General features: G+C 55.4%; 16 protein-coding genes. 12 read left to right on the forward strand and 4 right to left on the reverse strand.

Annotation, left to right across the window (positions count from 1 at the left end; genetic code table 11):
• Nucleotides 1-25: 25 nt before the first annotated feature.
• Entirely contained in the window at nt 26-4273 is a 4248-nt protein-coding gene (locus AC2FFH_RS10715) for a beta strand repeat-containing protein (protein ID WP_496844389.1), read from the reverse strand.
• A gap of 345 nt (nt 4274-4618) precedes the next feature.
• On the opposite strand from AC2FFH_RS10715, the gene AC2FFH_RS10720 reads away from it, so the two are divergent.
• The 7 genes from AC2FFH_RS10720 to AC2FFH_RS10750 all read left to right on the forward strand — a co-directional run bounded on the left by AC2FFH_RS10720 (nt 4619) and on the right by AC2FFH_RS10750 (nt 12357).
• The gene (locus AC2FFH_RS10720) at nt 4619-5539 is read left to right on the forward strand and encodes a LysR family transcriptional regulator (RefSeq protein WP_496844390.1); all 921 of its coding nucleotides are present in this window, start codon (nt 4619-4621) and stop codon (nt 5537-5539) included.
• A gap of 227 nt (nt 5540-5766) precedes the next feature.
• Nucleotides 5767-7350 carry an ABC transporter substrate-binding protein gene (locus AC2FFH_RS10725; protein ID WP_496740887.1) on the forward strand — a complete coding sequence of 528 codons (1584 nt, stop codon included), beginning with the start codon at nt 5767-5769 and terminating at the stop codon, nt 7348-7350.
• A 68-nt stretch (nt 7351-7418) separates the two neighbouring features.
• The gene (locus AC2FFH_RS10730; RefSeq protein WP_496844391.1) at nt 7419-8513 is read left to right on the forward strand and encodes a M24 family metallopeptidase; all 1095 of its coding nucleotides are present in this window, start codon (nt 7419-7421) and stop codon (nt 8511-8513) included.
• On the forward strand, nt 8513-9520 hold the full coding sequence (locus AC2FFH_RS10735; RefSeq protein ID WP_282169492.1) for an ABC transporter permease subunit: 1008 nt from the start codon (nt 8513-8515) through the stop codon (nt 9518-9520). The genes AC2FFH_RS10730 and AC2FFH_RS10735 overlap by 1 nt, the downstream gene beginning before the upstream one ends.
• A complete protein-coding gene (locus AC2FFH_RS10740; RefSeq protein WP_082637042.1) occupies nt 9517-10422 on the forward strand; it encodes an ABC transporter permease subunit in 906 nt (301 codons plus the stop codon). The genes AC2FFH_RS10735 and AC2FFH_RS10740 overlap by 4 nt, the downstream gene beginning before the upstream one ends.
• Before the next feature lie 4 nt (nt 10423-10426).
• On the forward strand, nt 10427-11404 hold the full coding sequence (locus AC2FFH_RS10745; RefSeq protein ID WP_496844392.1) for an ABC transporter ATP-binding protein: 978 nt from the start codon (nt 10427-10429) through the stop codon (nt 11402-11404).
• Entirely contained in the window at nt 11401-12357 is a 957-nt protein-coding gene (locus AC2FFH_RS10750) for an ABC transporter ATP-binding protein (RefSeq protein WP_496770005.1), read from the forward strand. The genes AC2FFH_RS10745 and AC2FFH_RS10750 overlap by 4 nt, the downstream gene beginning before the upstream one ends.
• A 12-nt stretch (nt 12358-12369) precedes the next feature.
• On the opposite strand, the gene AC2FFH_RS10755 is transcribed toward AC2FFH_RS10750, so the two are convergent.
• The gene (locus AC2FFH_RS10755; RefSeq protein WP_496770003.1) at nt 12370-13050 is read right to left on the reverse strand and encodes a GntR family transcriptional regulator; all 681 of its coding nucleotides are present in this window, start codon (nt 13048-13050) and stop codon (nt 12370-12372) included.
• A 150-nt stretch (nt 13051-13200) separates the two neighbouring features.
• On the opposite strand from AC2FFH_RS10755, the gene AC2FFH_RS10760 reads away from it, so the two are divergent.
• The 3 genes from AC2FFH_RS10760 (at nt 13201) to phnY (ending at nt 16070) form a co-directional block, all read left to right on the forward strand.
• Complete coding sequence (locus AC2FFH_RS10760) at nt 13201-14220, forward strand: GlxA family transcriptional regulator (RefSeq protein ID WP_496844393.1); 1020 nt, start codon at nt 13201-13203, stop codon at nt 14218-14220.
• Between the two features lie 150 nt (nt 14221-14370).
• The gene (locus AC2FFH_RS10765; protein WP_496844394.1) at nt 14371-14607 is read left to right on the forward strand and encodes a hypothetical protein; all 237 of its coding nucleotides are present in this window, start codon (nt 14371-14373) and stop codon (nt 14605-14607) included.
• Nucleotides 14608-14609: 2 nt separating this feature from the next.
• Complete coding sequence (phnY, locus tag AC2FFH_RS10770) at nt 14610-16070, forward strand: phosphonoacetaldehyde dehydrogenase (RefSeq protein WP_496844395.1); 1461 nt, start codon at nt 14610-14612, stop codon at nt 16068-16070.
• Nucleotides 16071-16125: 55 nt separating this feature from the next.
• On the opposite strand, the gene AC2FFH_RS10775 is transcribed toward phnY, so the two are convergent.
• Nucleotides 16126-16968 (reverse strand): fumarylacetoacetate hydrolase family protein, encoded by an 843-nt coding sequence (locus AC2FFH_RS10775; RefSeq protein ID WP_496769994.1) that lies wholly within the window; start codon nt 16966-16968, stop codon nt 16126-16128.
• A gap of 239 nt (nt 16969-17207) precedes the next feature.
• On the opposite strand from AC2FFH_RS10775, the gene AC2FFH_RS10780 reads away from it, so the two are divergent.
• Nucleotides 17208-17849 carry a GNAT family N-acetyltransferase gene (locus AC2FFH_RS10780; protein WP_496844396.1) on the forward strand — a complete coding sequence of 214 codons (642 nt, stop codon included), beginning with the start codon at nt 17208-17210 and terminating at the stop codon, nt 17847-17849.
• Nucleotides 17850-17943: 94 nt separating this feature from the next.
• Nucleotides 17944-19713, forward strand: a complete 1770-nt coding sequence (locus AC2FFH_RS10785) for an adenylate/guanylate cyclase domain-containing protein (RefSeq protein WP_496726950.1) — start codon at nt 17944-17946, stop codon at nt 19711-19713.
• Between the two features lie 55 nt (nt 19714-19768).
• Here AC2FFH_RS10785 and AC2FFH_RS10790 read toward each other — a convergent pair whose 3' ends face one another.
• Nucleotides 19769-20629, reverse strand: a complete 861-nt coding sequence (locus AC2FFH_RS10790; protein ID WP_496769990.1) for a hypothetical protein — start codon at nt 20627-20629, stop codon at nt 19769-19771.
• Between the last annotated feature and the right edge of the window lie 121 nt (nt 20630-20750).

A 20750-nucleotide genomic window follows, 5' to 3' on the forward strand; every position in this document is an offset into this window, starting at 1 on the left:
CCTGGGCCGCCCCGCTGTTGATTGGTTAAACGATGAAGTCGTTTTCGGTCAGGTCAGCGGCATCGACACCGGTCAGACGGATCGAGCCTGCGTCGCCGAAGCTGATGACGGCGTCGTCACCATCCTGAACGGTACTCGGACCGCCGTCGAAGTCAGAGCCCAGATCTCCGATCTGAATTCTGTCCACGCCCGTTTCAAAGTCCGAGAGGGTATCGTCACCAAAGGTGCCCTGGAACAGGAAGGTGTCAGCGCCTTCGCCACCGATCAGGACGTCATTGCCGCCCTCACCGTTCAGCAGGTCATCGCCATCCGCGCCGTTCAGAACGTTCTCCAGATCGCTGCCGACAATCACATCACCATCGTCAGAGCCGATGACATTCTCGATCGAGACCAGCACGTCGGTTTCGATCTGATTGTCGATCACGTCCAGTCCGACAACTCCGGTGCCGCCTATTGCATCAACATCAAGCGTCGCGCCCGCGTCCACCAGCGTGTCCTGCACGACCGGGCCGTTTGCGCCCGCTGGTGCATTGTGCAGATGGATTGCCGATACAGCGCCGGGGATCGGCGTGTTCGGGTCGGCTTCGTTCAGGCCCACAACGCTTAGCTCGCTCGAGTAGGTGACTTCGCCGGTTGTCAGGTTCTGAGTGATGACAACGGTTGCGTTGCCGGTGGCTTCGCTATCCGATGTCGGCCCAGGCTCTTGCGCCGCGTCCAGACCGCCGCTCAGCGTGACTGTGCGGATCCCGTTCTCGGTCACATCGCCGTCGACCAGAAGCTGCCCGCGAATTTCCCCACCAGGGAAGTCGGCGGTGTGGATGTTGTAGTACAGGTTGCCCAGAACGGCCTCTTCTACAAACCAACCTCCATCCGGGATATTCGCCCCGAACTGGTCCGGTGCCACAACAGCAGCATCCACGATCGAGACATTAAAGCCGGTATCGCGTGTGGCCGTGCCGTTGCCGTTGGCATCCAGACGAACTTCGACTGCGACATCCAGGTCCGAGAAGTCGGCTGTATCGATGCCTTCTCCACCGTCGATGAGGTCATTGCCCAGACCACCGGTCAGCACATTGTCTGCATCGCCTGCGATCAAAACATCATCACCTGCGCCACCGTTGATGTCACCGTTGGTGGTGCCCAGATCGACAAAGATGTCATTGCCATCGCCCAGCAGGACGTTGCCGTTGATCACACCTTCGTCGTCGTTGACGATGGTAACGTCACCAGCATCCGATGCATCGATCGCGTTGACCGTTCCGCGGATTTCGCCCTCGTTCAGGACCGCACCCAGAAGGTTCAGACCCCCATCAATACGGATACCAGCTGCGGCGCCCGACTGCTCGGACCCGGCAATGAGACCTTCGTTGATGACAACCCCGGCAAAGGACGCGTCGTTCTGACCCGTGAACAGGCGCAGACCATCGCCGACTTGATTGCCCTCGGTGACATCGCCGTTACCCTGGAAGATTCCTTGGTTTACGATGGTTGCCAAGACGATATCGCCATCAACATCACCGGTTTGCAGCGATACGGCAGAACCGTTGGCGCCATCATTGACGCTGACCGTACCAGTGTTGGTGAAGTTATAGTTGTCAGCGGTTCCATCGGCATAAACTGCGCCGTTGCGCTGATTGCCTGCGCCGACAATCTGGCCTTCGTTGATGACCTCAAGGCCTTCGCCATCGATGTTCAGCGCGCGGCTTTCCGAAGCGACAATACCTGAGTTCACGAACGAACCACCTGAGTGGTCACCGGTGCCAAAGTATACACCGTTCTGGATGCCGGTAATGAAGCCCTGATTTTCCAGCGTACCTTGGAAATTCACGCCATTGACGACACGAAGGCCAGCAACTGTGCCGTTGGCACCGCTGGAGGAGACGTTTCCGGTGTTTAGAATGGTCGCATCAGTGGTGCCGGTGTTGCCGACATTGCCGATACGAATGCCATCACCGGCAAGCGACGTAGCCGCACCAGCGTTTCCGCGCCCGGTGATCTCACCGGAGTTTTCCAGCGTGAAGGTGTTAGCACCGTCTGCCGCACCCCCGATTTCCACACCAAACCCGGAACCCTGGTTGTCTTCACCAGCGTCAATCCAGCCAGAGTTGATAACCGAGAAATCATCGGCAGTACCATCGGCGTAGACCGTCCCATTGCGCTGATCCCCGGTACCGAAAATGAAACCAGAGTTCTCAACGGTCAGGCCGATGCCATCAATGTTCAGAGCGCGACTGCCGGAAGACACGTTGCTCCCGTTGATGAACGAACCACCTGTGTGATCGCCATTGCCAAAGTAGACACCGTTGCGCACACCGGAGATGCCGCCGAGGTTAATAAATTCACCCTGAAAGTTCACTCCGTCGACAACACGGACGCCAGCGACGGTGCCATTGTTCCCTTCTGACGAAATGATGGTGATATTGCCGATCGACCCGTCGACGGTACCGGTGTTGCCAACGTTACCGATGCGAATGCCGTCACCGGCCAGCGACGAGGCTGCATCAGCGTTTCCGCGCCCAGTGATAACGCCGGCATTACCTAGCACAAAGGTGTTTGCACCGTCTTCTGCGCCACCGACTTCAACTCCGATGCCTGAACCCTGATTGCCCTCACCTGCGTCAATCAGACCGGAGTTCTGTACAGAGAAGTCATCCGCGGTTCCGTCAGCATAAACCGTCCCGTTGCGCTGATCGCTGGTGCCGAGGATCTCACCCTGGTTGGAAACCTCAAGACCGATACCATCAATGTTGAGTGCGCGGCTGTCAGATGACACAACACCGCCTGCTTCGTTCACAAAGCTACCACCTGTGTGATCCGCGTTGCCAAAGTAGACACCATTTTGAACACCCGAGATCGTGCCCGAGTTGGTGAATTCACCCTGAAAACCGACACCATCTACAAAGCGCACACCGGCTACAGTGCCATTGGCACCTTCCGAGCTCACCTCGCCGCGGTTGGTAATGTTCACCTCAGCAACGCCTTCATTGCCGGGGTTGCCGATGCGAATACCGTCGCCCGCCAGGCCTGTGCCTGCCGCGCCGTTGCCGCGACCCTGGATAACGCCGTCGTTTTCCAGCGAGAATGTGTTGGCGCCGTCGGCGGCCCCACCAATTTCTGCGGCGAAACCAGAACCTTGGTTGTGCTCGCCTGCGTCAATCGTTCCGTTGGCCAGATTGCGAACCGAGAAATCATCCGCAGTGCCGTCGGCATAAACGGTACCGTTGCGTTGGTCGCCAGTGCCCAGAATGTCACCGCCGTTGATCAGGTTGACACCCGAGCCGTCGATGTTCACTGCGCGGCTGCCGGATTGGATGGTGCCAAAGTTCAGCACGTCCAGGTCGTGTTCGCCTTCGCCGATATACAGACCGTTACGGGGACCTTCAATCACACCGGTCGAGGTGTTCAGGATCTCACCTTCGGCATTTACGCCAGCGGCGATGCGGATACCGGCGGCTGTGCCCTGGTTGCTTTCGGTCGAGATCAGGCCGCTGTTGATGATTTCGGTTTCCAGCGTGGCGCCTTCGGCACCGTCATCAATGCGGATGCCGTCCCCGGCCAGCCCGGTATTGGCCGCACCTTGGCCACGGCCCTGAATCGTAGCACCAAAGCCGTTGAAGATGTCAGTTTCCACACGGTCGCCGACCTCGTCGCCGATTTGCAACGAGATACCAGCGCCCTGGTTGCCTTCGCCGGCGTCAATCGTGCCGCCCACAAAGTTCGAGATCGAAATGTCTTCGGTGGTGCTGTTGGTATAGATCGTGCCATTGCGCTGATTGCCGGTGCCGATGATGTCGCCAAAGTTGCGCACATCAATGCCTTGGCCCTGAATGTCTACTGCACGGCTGTCCGAACTGATCACACCGCCGCGGAAGTTATCCAGACCGCCAGAGCTTTGAGAGCCCGCAAACTGCACACCGTTGAACTCGCCCGCAATCTCACCAAAGTTGCGAACGCTTGCGCTGCCGGTGACCTGAACGCCTGTGGCCAATGCGTCAGGGCCGTTGTTCGCCTCAATCAAGCCCGAGCGGAAGTTGAATACGTCAACATCCTGCCCCTGCGCCTGAACAGCGGCGACGGCGTTGTTAGTGATGATCTCGCCAAAGTTCAGCAGGCGCGAGAAGTCATTTGCCAGAACAAAGGCTGGAGTGTCGTCGACGACGGTACTTTGAAAGAAGTTATTGAAAAGGGTTTGGCCGGCACGGTTGGTCTCTTGGGCTATGGTAGACGTGGTCAAGAGCTGAGCGCGCAGGCTTGTCAGCATTTGGGACAGCATGGGGTACTCCGTCAAAAATTGTTACGTTTGGCGGTCCGCCCGGTGTCTCGGACATTCCACGTAGCAAAGGGGTAGACGGCACCCCGTGTAAGCTGAAATTCATCGTGCAAATCGGTTGTATAACAAATGCTAATAATCACGGTTTTCGTGAGCGTCTGGGAAGTTCAACTTATATAAATCAACACGTTACGTCACAATTGTCCCGCATGACGTTCTATTCGAATGCGCTGGTTAACAGTTTTGTCAGCGAAATTGATCTGTATTTCATGCACCTTTCCCCGCTTTACGGTAGAGAAGGGAACGGTCCAGTGCCGTCTTTTGTATGACCGCAGAGAGATTGGGCGGATGAATTTCAGAGATTTGGAATACGTGCTTGCCATCGCGAAGCATGGCAAGTTCAGCCAGGCGGCGGTTGCGTGCAACGTTTCGCAACCTGCTCTGTCGAACCAGATCAAGAAGCTGGAACAGGAACTGGGTGTTGAACTGTTTCTGCGGCTGAATAGCGAAGTGCGGCCAACCGCGTTTGGTCAGAGCATCCTGAGTGTCGCTGAATCCATTCTGTCGGACGCACAGAAGATCCGCGATTCCGCCACCCAATTTCGCGACCCCGAGGCCGTTGCATATCGGATTGGCATGACGCCAACGCTTGCACCGTACCTGACGCAGTATTTTTCAGAGCTGTTCAGCGATATTTTTCCGCGTATGCGAGTGACAATGATTGAGGATCTTCCACAGAACATGTTGCAGATGGTTGAAGACCATCAGCTGGACATGGCGCTGGTGGCTCAGGTCAACAACAGTGACGCTTTGGCTTTCACGTCGATTTGGTTCGAACCCCTGTTTCTGGCCATGCGCGAGGGGCATCCGCTGTGTATGCTTCCTTCAATAGCACCTGAGGGCGTTCCCGCGCATGACTTTATCCGGCTTCCTCACAGTTTCGGCTATGAGCTTGAGGACCGTTTGCCCAAAGCTGATCCTGCGATCCGGGTCGCAAAGCGGTTTGATCTGAGCGCGCTGAGGTTTGAAACGATCTGTCGGCACATCTGTCATTCTGATGATTGTACAATTGTGTCGGCCCTGGCTGCCGAGCAATTCAAGCGGGACAAATGGCCCTTGTGTTTTGTTCCGTTTGAGGGCCCAGGAAACCTACGCAACCTTGGGGCCGCGACCCGCCCGGGATGCCCCAGAAACCCCGTGCTGAACCGTGTCGGTGCATATATTCAGGACCGGCCACCGGTTGGTGTGACCCCAACATTCTCGCAATAAATACCCGTCGATCCTTTTGATCATGCAACGCAATGATGCGGGGCAGTCTTTCGGCTGCTTCCTTTGCATTTGGTTAAGCTGTGCAAGAGCTATCAAAGTGAGTTGACAATGGATTTTGTATTTTGGATACATTGGGCACAGATTTCGCGGCGATGAGAGTCGTCAGAAATTGCTTGGTCAACAAAAGCAACGCGAAAGCCGATTGAAAATTTTTCTGGGAGACAATCATGAAACTTAAATTTTTGGCTGCAACAGCGGCAGTTGCCCTGTCCAGCGCAGCCGCTCAGGCAAATACGCTTGTTTATTGTTCAGAAGGCTCACCCGAAGGGTTTGACCCGGCGCTTTTTACGGCCGGAACCACCTTTGATGCCTCATCGCACCCGATCTACAACCGCCTGCTGGAATTCGAAACCGGTACGACCAACGTTATCCCCGGTCTGGCCGAAAGCGTCGAAGCCAGTGATGATGGTCTGGAGTACACATTTAAGCTGCGTCAGGGCGTTAAATTCCATTCGAATGACGAATTCACACCGACCCGCGATTTCAACGCGGATGACGTGATCTTCTCGTTCATGCGCCAAAAGGATGACAGCCATCCTTATAATCAGGTGTCAGGCGGTACGTGGGAATACTTCAAGGGTATGGGTATGCCCGATCTGGTCGAGTCCATCGAAAAGGTCGACGACTACACCGTCAAATTCACGCTGACCAAGCCTGAAGCGCCGTTTGTTGCCAATATGGCGATGGATTTCGCTTCGATCCTGTCTGCAGAATATGCAGATGCAATGATGGAAGCCGGGACGCCTGAAAAGCTGAACACCGCGCCCATCGGTACTGGCCCATTCTCGTTCTTGGCGTACCAGAAAGATGCCGTGATCCGCTATGCCCAGAATGCCGACTACTGGAAGGCTCCTGCGGATGTTGAGAACCTGATCTTTGCGATCACTCCGGACGCATCCGTGCGTTATCAGAAGCTGAAGGCTGGCGAATGCCACATCATGCCGTATCCCAACCCGGCCGACATTCAGGCAATGCAGGATGATGCTGACATCAACATGATGGAGCAAGAGGGTCTGAACGTCGGTTATCTGGCCTACAACACCACGATGGCGCCGTTTGATAACCCGAATGTCCGCAAGGCGCTGAATATGGCGATCGACAAGAACGCGATCATCGACGTGGTGTTCCAGGGCTCGGGTCAGGTTGCCAAAAACCCGATCCCGCCAACAATGTGGGGCTACAACGACGCAATCACCGACGATGCCTATGATCCGGAAGCGGCCAAGGCGATGCTGGAAGCCGAAGGTGTTTCCGACCTGTCGATGAAGGTATGGGCAATGCCGGTACAGCGTCCGTACAACCCGAATGCGCGCCGTATGGCCGAACTGATCCAGGCGGATTTCGCGAAGGTTGGCGTGGACGTCGAGATCGTGTCCTACGAATGGGGCGAGTATCTGTCGCGTTCGAAAGATCTGGACCGTGACGGTGCCGTTCTGCTGGGTTGGACCGGTGACAATGGCGATCCAGACAACTTCCTGGCGGTTCTGCTGGGCTGTGACGGTCGCGAAGCGTCGAACCGAGCACAATGGTGCCATGAGCCGTTCGAAGATCTGATCCTGAAGGCCAAACAGTCCACCGATCAGGCTGAACGCACCAAGCTGTATGAAGATGCCCAGGTCATCTTCAAAGAGCAGGCCCCGTGGGCAACCATTGCGCACTCGGTCGTGTACATGCCGATGAGCAATAAGGTTCAGGGCTATAAAGTGCACCCGCTGGGCGGCCACATCTTCTACGGTGTGAGCGTCGAATAAACCACCACTCAACGACCGGAGCCGCCCAATTGGCGGCTTCGGTTTTCTTTATTGGGAGGTCGGCGCAAATGCCGGATTTGTCCGAGTACCAACAACTGGCAAAGGACATGTCAGTAGATGCCGTGGCACTGGTGCCCGGCCCGAATTTTACCCGAGCTTTGGGAAAACCCTTCATGAGCCACGAGCGGCCTTTTGTGGTCGTCATCCCGGCCATAGGTGAACCAGCCGCGATTGTTCCCAATCTGGAATTGGGCTCATGGGCGCTGGTCGGATTTGACGGCGCTGTCTTCGACTGGCGCGACCAGACGGGCTATGACGACGCCTTCGCGGCGCTGGCTGAACACATGCCGCTGCGATCTCTCGCGGTCGAAGGGCAGGTGATGCGGGTCTTTGTCTCCAAGGCCTTTACCCGTGCCTTGCCTGAGCTGCGGATCGTGGACGCGGAACGCGAGATATCCGGTCTGCGCATCATCAAGACGGACGATGACATTGCAGCGCTGCAAGCCGCGATTGATATCTCGGAACGAGCGCTAGAGCGGGTAATTGCGGATGTTCGTGTGCGTCAGACAGAAGTACAGATTGAACAAGCCTTGATCCAGGCGTTGTTCGCAGAAGGTGCCGCGTCGCTGGCCTTTTCACCTATCGTGACAGCCGGAGGAAACTCGGCTCAACCGCATGGTAAAGCGCGCGCGGATTATCAGATCAAAGCGGGCGACGCGCTGCTGTTCGATTTCGGCGCACGTAAACACGGGTTTGCCGCGGACATCACGCGTACCTTTTTCGTCGCCGAAGCCTCGGATGAAGGCAGGGCGGTCTACGACACCGTTCTGCGGGCCAATCTAGTCGGCTTCGAAGCTTGCAAACCAGGAGTAACCGCCCACGATATCGACGATGCGGTGACCAGCGTGCTCGAGGCCTCGCCCTATGCTGATCGTATCCGCACCAAGACCGGTCATGGGCTGGGCCGCGATGTGCACGAAGCGCCCTACATCATGCGTGGCAACGGCCAGATCATGCGCGCGGGCATGGTTTGGACCAACGAGCCGGGCCTCTATGATCTGGACAATTTCGGCGTTCGGATCGAAGATGACGTACTGGTGACCGAAGACGGTTGCCGGTCGCTGACCAGCTTTCCCAAAGAACTAATAATCATAGGCCGCTGATGTTTGGCTATTTCCTTACCCGCCTCGGCATGTTCATTCCGACATTTCTGGGCGTAACACTGATCTCGTTCATGTTCATTCGGGTGCTTCCAGGCGATCCGATCATCGTCATGGCCGGTGAACGCGGAATGTCCGAAGAACGCTATCAGGAGATGGTCGAGAAGCTGGGTTTCGACAAACCTGTTCTGCAGCAATACTGGGACTATTTGGTTGGCGTGTTGCATGGTGATCTGGGCGAGAGCTTTGTCACCAAGAAGCCGGTTTGGGACGAATTCTTTGCCCTGTTTCCGGCCACGCTGGAATTGTCGATCTGCGCCATGATTTTTGCAGTAGCTTTGGGGCTGCCTGCGGGCGTTATTGCCGCTGTGAATCGGGGCAAATTCTTCGACCGGGCGCTGATGTCGTCCGCGCTGATCGGGTATTCCATGCCGATCTTCTGGTGGGCGCTGTTGTTGATCATCGTGTTTTCCGGCAACCTTGGTTGGACGCCTGTCTCAGGCCGGATCGACCTGCTGTACTACTTTCCAAGTGTCACAGGCTTCATGTTGATCGACAGTCTGCTGTCCGGGCAGGAGGGGGCGTTTGGATCGGCTGTACGCCATCTAATTCTGCCGACCATCGTTTTGGGCACGATCCCTTTGGCCGTAATTGCACGCCAGACCCGTTCGGCCATGTTGGAAGTGTTGGGTGAGGATTACATCCGCACGGCCCGCGCCAAGGGCCTCGCCCCTGCGCGGATCAATGGACTGCATGCGCTGCGCAATGCATTGATCCCTGTGATTACAGTGATCGGCCTGTCGGTCGGCACTTTGCTGGCCGGGGCGATCCTGACCGAGACAATCTTTAGCTGGCCAGGCATCGGCAAGTGGATGGTCGATAGCATTTTCCGCCGCGACTACCCGGTGGTGCAGGGCGGCCTGCTGATGATCGCCGTGATCGTCATGCTGGTGAACTTACTGGTCGATGTCCTTTACGGCGTCATCAACCCCAAAATCCGGAGGCGATGATGGCTGAATTGTCCGCGACCCCACCAAAAACCGAAGACCGCCCCAGCGCCCTGCGAGAGTTCTGGTATTACTTCAGCGAAAACCGCGGTGCGGTGATGGGCCTTTGGGTCTTTGCCGCTTTTGTCTTCTGCGCGGCCTTTGCGCCTTTGTTGGCCCCCTACGACCCGACTGAACAGTTCCGCAATCACATTCTGCAACCTCCTGCGTGGCAAGAAGGCGGCAGTTGGGCCTTCCCGTTGGGCACCGATCCGTTGGGTCGGGATATGCTGTCGCGGCTGATCATGGGATCGCGTTATTCCTTCTTTGTCGGCATCGTGGTGGTTTGTGTGGCCGTGACGGGCGGGGTGATTGTCGGCCTCCTGTCGGGTTTCGCGCCCAAATGGGTCGATACGATGATCATGCGTGTGATGGATATCATCTTGTCCTTCCCCTCGCTACTGCTTGCGCTGGTTCTGGTCGCCATCCTTGGCCCCTCGTTGACCAACGCGATGATCGCCATCGCCATTGTGTTCCAACCACATTACGTGCGTTTGACCAGGGCATCAGTGTTGGCAGAGCGGCAAAAGGACTATGTGACTTCGGCCCGCGTTGCCGGTGCCAGCAAGGCCCGGCTGATGTTCAAGACCGTGCTGCCGAATTGTCTGGCTCCGATCATCGTTCAGGCGGCGCTGTCGTTTTCGACCGCTATTCTGGATGCTGCAGCCCTTGGCTTCTTGGGCATGGGGGCGCAGCCGCCCACGCCGGAATGGGGCACCATGCTGGCCGAAGCGCGTGAGTTTATTCTGCGCGCATGGTGGGTGGTGACGTTCCCCGGTTTGGCCATCTTGGTCACTGTGCTGGCCATCAACCTGATGGGCGACGGTCTGCGCGACGCGCTGGACCCTAAGCTAAAGCGGAGCTGACGACATGAGCCTGTTGGATATCCGAAACCTCACCGTCGAATTCGCAACCGCTTCGGGTCAGTTCCGGGCCGTAGATGGCGTTGATCTGTCTGTCGACAAGGGCGAATTAACGGCCATCGTCGGCGAAAGCGGCTCGGGCAAATCGGTGTCGATGCTGGCATTGATGGGTCTTCTGCCCTGGACGGCCACGATTACGGCCGACCAACTAAGCTTTGAAGGCATTGACCTGACCAAAATCTCGGCCCGCGACCGGCGCAAGATCATCGGCAAAGACATTGCCATGATTTTTCAGGAACCGATGTCATCGCTGAATCCTTGCTTTACGGTTGGCTTCCAGATCAAGGAGGCCTTGCGCATCCACCTGGGCCTGAACCGAAAGGACCGCCACCAACGCGCTATTGAACTGTTTGATCAGGTCGGAATCCCCGCACCCGAAAGCCGACTGAACACGTTTCCGCATCAGATGTCCGGCGGCATGAACCAGAGGGTGATGATTGCGATGGCCATCGCCTGCAAACCCAAGCTGTTGATTGCGGACGAGCCGACAACAGCACTGGACGTGACAATTCAGGCGCAAATCCTTGATCTGTTGGTTCGCCTTCGGGACGACCAGGGCATGGGTTTGGTCCTTATCACTCATGATATGGGTGTTGTCGCCGAGACCGCCGAGCGGGTTCAAGTCCAATATGCTGGCCAAAAGGTCGAGGAGCAGGCAGTCAAAGACCTGTTCCGCACCCCGCGTCACCCCTACACAACTGCGTTGCTCAACGCGCTTCCGGAGCGGGCGACGTCTAAGATGCTACCGACCATTCCCGGCGTCGTTCCAGGGCAGTTTGACCGGCCAAAAGGATGTCTGTTCAGCCCCAGATGCCAATATGCAGATGATCTGTGCCGATCGTTACCCCCAACCCCGCACAGTGCGGAATTCGGCAAGGCGCGCTGCCATTACGTTGAAAAAATTACAACCGGAGAGCTGGCATGACCGCCCCCATCGTTCAGGCCAGTGATTTGGCCAGGTTCTACACCGTAAAAGGCGGGTTGTTGTCGAAGGCCGCAACGGTCAAGGCCTTGTCTGGCGTGGACTTCGAACTGCGGCCGGGCAAAACGCTGGCAATCGTGGGGGAGTCTGGTTGTGGGAAGTCCACCCTCGCAAGGGTGGTGACGATGATCGAAGAACCGACCTCGGGTAGTCTGACCATCGATGGTGTTGAGATATCTCCATCGAAATGGGCCCAGATGCGTGAAACTGTGCAGATTGTGTTTCAGGATCCCTACGGCTCGCTCAACCCGCGCCAACGGATCGGTCAAATCCTGCAAGAGCCATTGATCATAAACCGCCGCGAGATGTCCGCAGTCGACCGAGAGGCGCGCGCGCGAGAAATGATCGACCTCGTGGGGCTGCGCCCCGAACATTACGACCGCTACCCACACATGTTCTCGGGCGGGCAGCGGCAGCGGATAGCAATTGCCCGCGCCCTGATGCTGAACCCCAAGGTGCTGGTGCTGGATGAGCCGGTTTCAGCACTGGACGTCTCGATCCAGTCGCAAATTCTGAACCTGCTGGTCGAACTGCAGGAAGGTCTGAACCTTGCCTATCTGTTCATTTCGCATGATTTGTCGGTGGTAAAGCATTTTGCCGACGATGTAATTGTCATGTATCTGGGCCGCGCGGTTGAAAAAGCTCCGAAAGAAAAGTTGTTTGCTGCCCCTCGACATCCTTATTCCAAGGCTCTTTTGTCGACGACGCCCCGCGCAGATCCCGACGCGCGAAAGGATCGGATCAAACTGGAAGGCGAGCTTCCGTCCCCGATGAACATCCCCAAAGGCTGTGCCTTTGCACAACGGTGCTGGCTTGCAACCGAAGAATGCCGTGCAGCGCCGCCAGAACTTAGCGGGTCAGACCACAAAGTGGCGTGCCTGCATCCTCTGGGGTAAGAAAGCTGACATTCAGCCGGTTTCACCTTTCCGTGTCTTGATAACCATCGCCAACAACTGATCCTTGGTCCGTTGAATATGCTTGGTCAGCAGTTCACCTGCGGCATCAACCTGACGTTTGCGTGCCAGCGACAAAAGCTGTCGGTGGTCTTGCTTGGCGGGCTCGCGCTGTTCCATGACGCTCAGATGCATACGGACATAGCGGTCCGATTGCAGATTGACCCTTTGCAGGATCTCATTGGTCAGCCCACGATCAGCAGCCGCATAAAGGGCTTTGTGGTATTCATAATTCAGGCTACCCCACCGCCCGACATTGTAAGCTTCGTAAGACTTTTCCATGTCGTCGAGCAGCTTCTCGCATCTGGCGAAATCAGCTTCCGTCATCTGCGGAATAGACCGTTTGAACAAGTCGACCTCCAAAAGAACGCGAAGGTCGAAAATCTCGCCAATTTGCGAAAGCGAATGCGAAGTCACCGATGCACCACGGTTGTTTGTCAGTTGCACAAGGCCTTCGGCATCCAGCCGTTTCAGTGCTTCGCGGATCGGCATGCGCGAGACATCATAGTCCTCTGCAAGGGCCTCTTGCCGGATGGTTTCACCTTCGGCCATCTCTCCGCTTAGGATACGTTCCCGCAGATCATTTGTGATGACTTCTGGAAGACTTTGACGTGCGATCGCGCGGGTTCTGGGCATAAGAGTGGTCTCGGTCGGTGTAAGTTGTATCCAAAATACAAAATGAGCGTTCGATTTCCAAGGGCCATACATCTATTGATAACTTTAAGTTGCTCGAGCGTTCCAGCAGGCCAGCAACGATGCGGTATTCGAACGCGAAGGAGGGGTGTAGTGGTCAGCCAACGTTTCCTGCCCAAGGGGGCGATTTCCGTCGACGTTCCTTATGATGGACCGCCCAAGGCCTTTCATTTTCTATTGCTGCCGAATACCACGATGTTGGCGTTTAGCGCTGCGATTGAACCTTTGCGTATTTCCAACCAACTGGCCCGAAAGCAATTGTTCGAATGGTATGTCCTTTCAGCAGATGGCGCGCCGGTCACGTGTTCGAACGGAATCCGCATTCAAGCTGACCAACCCATGCACGATCTGGAGCAGGGGGCCTATACTTTCGTGTGTTCCGGCACTGAGCCGATGGCCTCGTTTGATACCCCGGTTCTGAATTGGATCCGTCGGCAAAAGGCACATGGATGCGATTTTGGCGGTATCTGCACAGGGGCATTTGCCTTGGCCAAGGCAGGCCTGATCGGCGACAAGAAGTTCACCGTTCATTGGGAAAACCGCCCCGGTTTTTGCGAGTATTTTCCGACAATGACGCCAACCCAGAGCCTGTACGAGATTGACGGCAAGCTGCGCACTTGCGGGGGAGGGCACGCCAGCACCGATATGATGCTGGAAGTGATCGAGGAATTGTTCGGCAACGCCCTGGCCATCAACGTGTCCGAGATGTGTTTGCACCGACGCGTCGGTGAAAGTGGCAGCAATCAGGTTTCGCCCGTCTCGGCCCTTTTGGGGACACGCAACGCCAAGCTGGTCGAAGCTGTCCAGATCATGCGAGACAACATTGAATCGCCGCTTAGCCTCGAAGCGGTGGCGGATCAGGCGTCACTGTCCAGACGCCATATGGAACGGCTGTTCCAGCAGCACACCAAGATGTCGCCCGGCCAGTATTATAACAACCTCAGGCTAGATCGTGCCTTCGCCCTATTGAATGAAACCGACCTCAGCGTATCCGAGATTGCCTTTGCATCCGGGTTTTCCAGCACGGACAGGCTTTCGGTTCATTTCCGAGGTCGGTACAAGGTTTCGCCGCATAACTTCCGCAGATCGTGGTCGCACGAAAGTGGCAGCTAAGACCATTGGTGTGACTTGGATATCGAGGTGCAATTAAGCTCTGGACTGACACAGTGGATTGCTCTGGCTTTCGACCCAATGCGGAAATTTTGCAATTCTGTGATCTATGGCTGGCATTAGAACGGGCGCAATTAATCCAAGGCTACGAAGATGATGATGCAAATCCAGATCACAGCCCAACCGCGGGTCTATTCAATCCTGAATGTACCGGTTGAGAATACCTACGCGGGTACTTCCCGGAACCGTCATGATCTGGCCGCGCTAGCGGCCGACTTACGCTGCCACGATGGATTGACCAAGCAGGACGCTCCCTTCATCGTCAGTCGCGTGATCGACACTCTGCATTTTGAAGCACTTCCTTTTGCCACTACAGCGACGGCCCATTAATCATGGACGATATCATGAACACTTCCGGTATCCGCAATGAAGGCATGCGAATTGGCGGCGAGATTGTCTTTACCGATTTTAAAATCTCGGTCCACTATCCCTATACGAACGAGACTATTGGTACCGTCCCTGCCGGCACTTCTGAACATGCACGCAAAGCCTTTGAGATCGCCGCGAATTACGCGCCCAAACTGACCCGTTATGAACGCAGCGAAATTTTACGGCGCGCTGGCGTGTTGATTGGTGAAAGACGCGAATACCTCGCAAAATGGCTGACGCTTGAGCTTGGCATCTGCTATCAGCACTCGATCTATGAAACCAAGCGCGCGCAGGACGTTTTTCAGTTCGCCGCCTCCGAGGCCCTGAAGGACGATGGTGAGGTTTTCTCGTGTGATCTGACCCACAACGGTAAGGCGCGCAAGATTTTCACCAAACGCGAGCCGGTCAGGACCATCAGCGCAATTACTCCGTTCAATCACCCTCTGAACATGGTCAGCCACAAGATTGCGCCGTCCATTGCCACCAATAACTGCATGGTCTGCAAACCGACCGAGCTAACCCCACTGACGGCTTTGACCCTGGCGGACATATTGTACGAGGCAGGGTTGCCGCCCGAAATGTTTCAGGTTGTGACGGGCCGGCCGCAGGACATCGGTGATGAGATGATCACCAATGAACACATCGACGTAATCACTTTCACGGGTGGTGTGCCCGTCGGCAAGATGATCGCGTCCAAGGCGGGTTACAAACGGCAGGCACTGGAATTGGGCGGCAACGACCCCCTGATCGTGTTGAACGATCTGAATGACGCCGATCTGGACAAGGCCGCCGGTATAGCTGTGGCTGGGGCCACAGGTAATTCGGGGCAACGCTGCACCGCGATCAAACGCATTCTGGTTCAGGAAAGCGTAGCAGATAGATTTGTGCCACTTGTTCTGGAAAAGGCAAAAGCGATCCGGTTTGGTGACCCTCAGGACCCAGAAACGCAATTGGGTTGCGTTATCCACGCACAAGCCGCCGAGTTGTTCGAAAACCGCGTGCTGAAGGCTGCGCAAGAGGGCGCAGAAATCCTCTATCACCCCGGCCGCAACGGTGCACTGTTGCCGCCGATCGTCGTCGACAAGGTGCCCCACGGCAGCGAGTTGGTGATGGAAGAGACATTTGGTCCAATCGTGCCGATCGTTCGTGTTCCAGATGATGATGCGCAAGTCATGCAGATCTCAAACGGCACCGCATTTGGTTTGTCGGCGGGTGTCTGTACTAATGATCTGAACCGGGCGATTACCTACATCAACGGTTTGAACGTTGGCACCTGCAACATCTGGGAACAGCCCGGCTACCGGATCGAAATGTCTCCTTTTGGCGGTATCAAGGACAGCGGCAACGGCGTCAAGGAAGGCGTGATCGAGGCGATGAAATTTTTCACCAACGTCAAAACTTATTCACTGCCCTGGCCCGAGTGACTTTTTAGCCCTCTTTCTGTTGCGGGAAATTGTGACAATTGCACAAACAGGGGGCTCAGCCCTGCACAACGTTCTGCCGTTGCACGCCCAAGCCTTTGATGCCCAACTCCATCCTGTCGCCAGGTTTTAGATAGGTCGGCGGATTTTGGCCCATGCCCACACCCGGAGGGGTGCCTGTCGAAATCACATCTCCCGGCTGTAGCGACATGAACTGCGACAGATGAGAGATTGCTGTCGCCATGCCGAAATGCATCGTTCGGGTCGATCCATTCTGAAGCCGTTGCCCGTTCACCTCAAGATACATCTGCAGGTCCTGCGGATTGGGTACCTCATCCCGTGTCACAAGCCATGGACCTATAGGACCGAACGTGTCGGCGGATTTGCCTTTGACCCACTGGCCCGAACGGTGCAGTTGGAAATCGCGTTCTGATTTGTCGTTGATGACGCAATAACCGGCGACATGGTTCAAGGCTTCGGCTTCCGAGAGGTATTCGGCCTCTTTCCCGATCACCACACCCAGTTCCACCTCCCAATCGGTTTTGACCGAGCCACGAGGGATTTCGACCGTGTCGTTGGGGCCAATAATGGCCGAAGTTGCCTTAAAAAAGATTACCGGTTCCTGCGGCAGCTCCATCCCACTTTCGGCCGCATGATCGGCGTAGTTCAGACCTATGCAGACGAACTTGCCGACCTGACCGACGCAAGCGCCAATCCGCGGTTGACCATCCACTAGAGGCAGGCTTGCGGTATCCAACCTGCGCAATCGGTCCAGGGCTTCATCGCCAAGCAACTCGCCTGTGAGATCATCAATCACACCCGACAAATCACGAATTGCGCCCTTGGCATCCAGAAGACCGGGCTTTTCCGCGCCCTTGGGACCGAACCGCAGTAATTTCATTGATAGTATTCCCTTTGCTCAGAGCGCCCGCGGCCATCATTAGCCATCAGGGGTGCGGATGGGAAATTCCGTTGTATTTGACCGGACAGCACATTTATCGACCCCCTGCACCAAAAACTCAATTCTTGTGGTGAATTAAACAGAGGACAGAGATACTGTAATCTCATTTCGTAATTTTGAAATTTTTGTGCTAGTGTCCGAGCAGATTTTACTGATTTCTTTCAAAGGTACTATTTATCGTGAGCAACAATTCACAAAACACGTTCAGGTTGCGCCCGATGGAAAGGGCAGATCTGGATTCCGTTCTGAGTTGGTTTCAGGACGTTGAAGACCTTGCGCGTTTCGATCGTACAACGCGCGTGCCCCTCAATACATCGCATGCCGAAGAATTTTGGAGAGATTCATTTACGTCTTCCGATGCCAGCCGCAAATGTTGGTTTATCGTCGAGTCCTCCGCAGGTGAGGCCGTTGGGCTGGCCGGGCTTGAGTCTATCTCGAACATCAATCGCGATGCAGTGGTTGCAGTTTTCGTCAACAAAGCAATGCGTAGATCCGGCGTCGGGCTTCGGGCATCCGCTTTGGTGCTGGACCTGGCATTTCGACAGCTGGGGCTGAACCGCATAACGTCTTATTATCGTGAGGACAATCATCACAGCCGTGATCTTGTTGCCAAGATAGGATTCCAGATTGAAGGGACGATGCGTCAAGCGTGGTTCGCTGAAGGCGAGTTTCAGGATATGGTTGTTGTGGGCATTCTGAAATCCGAGTGGATGGTTCGCCGAAACGTTTTGGCACAGGAACTGGATGCGAATACAATCGTGACATTGGGGCCGAATGATTGCGCCGCCTGGTCATGGCCGCCTCAGATCGCTGAGGTGTGATCAGTTCCGATCAAAACTGCTTCGGTCGTCAAAAACGTTTTTTGATATATGTTAGTTACGGGTCCGCTATGAATCCGAAAAAAGAGTAACACTTGTGAGTACGACAATTTCTGACATTCCAATTACTCAACGGCTTGGCGCAGTATTGTTCGCTGATGTCGTAGGATACTCCCGGCTCATGAGCGAGAATGAGCTGGATACCTATAATGAATTGAAAGCATTGATTTCTTTGCTTGAAGCCTCGTGCGCAAAGTACAACGGTCGGGTGGTAGAGGTACGTGGGGACGGGATTTTGGCCCTGTTCGAAACTGCCACCAGCGCAGTGGAATTCGGGGTCGAATTGCATCAAATCGCAAGCGATCAGAATAAGACCCGCGCGCAGGATCAGCGAATCAAGTTCCGGGCTGGGATTCACCTTGGTGAGATTCTGATAGACGAGCGGGGCATTCATGGTGACAACGTCAATATCGCGGCCCGGTTGCAAGAAATAGCCGAGCCTGAGCGGGTCTATGTCAGCTCTGCCGTGTATGATCAGGTCTGCAATCGCCTGCGCTTTGGGTACGAGTTTCTGGGGCCAAAACAGCTCAAGAATATCATGAATCCTGTCTCGACCTACTGCGTCCGCAGCGAAGTGGCCGGCGCGACCATGGCCGGCACGATGCGCCCGGATTTGAAAGGGGACATATTCGAACGGCCGGATACGCCGTCGGTGGCCGTTCTGCCTTTCAGCAGCTCTGGCGGCGATGAGTCCGACAGCTGGATCGCCGAAGGTCTGACGGACGACATAATCATGAATCTGTCCAAGTTCCGGAACCTTTTTATCATCGCCCGGAACTCGTCGTTTTTCTTCAGGACACAATCGATGCCTCCGAAAGAGGCCGCGCAAAAACTGAATGTTCGCTATGTCGCGCGCGGCAGTGTACGTCGGTCAGCCAGTCGGATCAGGATTTCCGCCGAGTTGATTGATGCCAACACCGAGCGCACGATCTGGGGCGAACGGTTCGATCGCAAGATTGACGATATTTTCGACATTCTTGATGAGGTCACTGAGTGCATTGTGGCGGCCACTGCGGTGATGATCGAGTCGCATGAAAAGCAGCGCATGATTCAGGCAGTTCCAAACGATCTTGAGGCCTATGGTTCGGTCCTGCAAGGTCAGCACCACATCTTCAAATACACCCGAAACGACAACCGCAAGGCACAGAATTTCTATCAATCAGCCCTTGAGCGGGACGAGGGGTATGCCCGTGCTGCAGCAGCGCTGTCGCGAACTCTAAATATCGACTGGCGTTATTCCTGGGCCGAAGAGCCGTCACAATCGCTGGAAAAGGCGCTGATGTTGGCACAGCGCGCGATTGAGCTGGACCCGACCGACGCGCGTGGTTTCGGCGAATTGGGCTATGTGCACCTGTACCGCAAAGAGCATGACGCTGCCATCCAATCCTATCAGAGGGCGCTGGCGTTAAACCCAAATGACGCGGATATGCATTCCGACTTTGCTGATGCGCTAGCCCATTCGGGTGACAACGAAACGGCCATAACGCATCTTCAGCAGGCAATGCGCCTAAATCCCTATTTCCCGGATCAATACCTTTGGCATCTGGGTGGGGCGTATTACAACCTAAGACGCTATGAGGATGTAATTGAGACGGTCAACAAGATGAACAATCCGACCGAGGGGCAGCGTATGCTGGCCGCAAGTTATGCTCAGCTGGGTCAAACGGACATGGCCCGTCTTATAAGGGAAAAGCACCGCGAGGCACATCCTAACTTTTCGCTGGCCCGCTGGACGACCGTTCAACCGGATCGGCTAGAGGAAGATACGCAGCACTTTGTGGAAGGTCTGAAAAAAGCCGGGTTCTGAAAAGCAAAGGGGCACCCAATTTCGGGTGCCCCAGAATATTTCTCGCAAACCGGGCTTAGTCGCCGCCGCGCACCTTTGCGCCGCTGACCTTGGCACCGCTCACCTTTGCGCCACTGACTTTGGCACCGCTGACTTTCGCGCCGCTGACCTTTGCACCGCTCACTTTGGCACCGCTTATCGCCGGGCTGTCAAAACCGAAATAGATGTCCAGCAGGACCTGCTCGAACTGGCCGGTCATCACATCCATACGAAATGTGAAGTCAGCCTTGTCGTAGTCCCAGACTCGCATATCATTGGAAAACTGATAATCCGCCGAAGCAACACCAGAAAGCGTCGGACTTACTGGCGCACGAGAACCCTGACCTACAGGCGCATTCGCTTCGGTTGCTGAATCACCTTCACCATGTACCAGGAAAATAGTGGGTTCGGGCAGTTCATAGTACGTGCCTTCATATGCGAAGCCGTAGATCCTGGCGAGTTGGGCATCGTCATCCAGCTGTTCCGCAAGATGATTGTTGTTGCCGCGCCGTTTTCTGCGCCTGCCGACTTGCTCGAACTGTTGTTGCCCAAGATCAAATCTGCCTGTTTGCTCCCAAAACGGTTTTTGGGGATCGAACTGCGTGCCCTTCCGCACTCTGATCAACGTCCCGCGTTTAACTTGTGTTTTGTTAAACCAGGAGCTGTCCGTATCGTCCGCCACGGTGTAAATGCCGTTTTGATCCAAATTGGCCTGATTTTTCACCAATACGCGGTCACGCGGCTTCAATGTCACGCCGTCGACTGAGGCCCCCTTCAAAGGAGGTTGCATATTTGCGGTGGTGGCTGCTTTTACTTTGGTTTGTGACTGGATTTTTATATCTTCAATAATTCGACCAAACAACAACACTTCTGAAAAACTGAGCAAGGATTCAGCCATATCTCTCTCTCCCAATTACGGGATCGACGAAGCCAGAACCCTCATCTCCCCCTCAAAATAAGCTCGAAAAATATTCGAGCAAATGCGTTCCAATAAACTTCTTCCGATTGCATGCCACAAA

The sequence above is a fragment of the Ruegeria sp. YTSC003 genome, assembly GCF_059609785.1.

Excerpts from the sequence above, each read along its gene's own strand:
- AC2FFH_RS10750 (WP_496770005.1), top strand. The coding sequence starts at position 11,401 with ATGACCGCCCCCATCGTTCAGGCCAGTGATTTGGCCAGGTTCTACACC.
- AC2FFH_RS10725 (WP_496740887.1), top strand. The coding sequence starts at position 5,767 with ATGAAACTTAAATTTTTGGCTGCAACAGCGGCAGTTGCCCTGTCCAGC.
- AC2FFH_RS10720 (WP_496844390.1), top strand. The coding sequence starts at position 4,619 with ATGAATTTCAGAGATTTGGAATACGTGCTTGCCATCGCGAAGCATGGC.
- AC2FFH_RS10715 (WP_496844389.1), bottom strand. The coding sequence starts at position 4,273 with ATGCTGTCCCAAATGCTGACAAGCCTGCGCGCTCAGCTCTTGACCACG.
- AC2FFH_RS10765 (WP_496844394.1), top strand. The coding sequence starts at position 14,371 with ATGATGATGCAAATCCAGATCACAGCCCAACCGCGGGTCTATTCAATC.
- AC2FFH_RS10730 (WP_496844391.1), top strand. The coding sequence starts at position 7,419 with ATGCCGGATTTGTCCGAGTACCAACAACTGGCAAAGGACATGTCAGTA.
- AC2FFH_RS10775 (WP_496769994.1), bottom strand. The coding sequence starts at position 16,968 with ATGAAATTACTGCGGTTCGGTCCCAAGGGCGCGGAAAAGCCCGGTCTT.
- AC2FFH_RS10740 (WP_082637042.1), top strand. The coding sequence starts at position 9,517 with ATGATGGCTGAATTGTCCGCGACCCCACCAAAAACCGAAGACCGCCCC.
- AC2FFH_RS10755 (WP_496770003.1), bottom strand. The coding sequence starts at position 13,050 with ATGCCCAGAACCCGCGCGATCGCACGTCAAAGTCTTCCAGAAGTCATC.
- AC2FFH_RS10790 (WP_496769990.1), bottom strand. The coding sequence starts at position 20,629 with ATGGCTGAATCCTTGCTCAGTTTTTCAGAAGTGTTGTTGTTTGGTCGA.
- AC2FFH_RS10745 (WP_496844392.1), top strand. The coding sequence starts at position 10,427 with ATGAGCCTGTTGGATATCCGAAACCTCACCGTCGAATTCGCAACCGCT.
- AC2FFH_RS10735 (WP_282169492.1), top strand. The coding sequence starts at position 8,513 with ATGTTTGGCTATTTCCTTACCCGCCTCGGCATGTTCATTCCGACATTT.
- phnY (WP_496844395.1), top strand. The coding sequence starts at position 14,610 with ATGGACGATATCATGAACACTTCCGGTATCCGCAATGAAGGCATGCGA.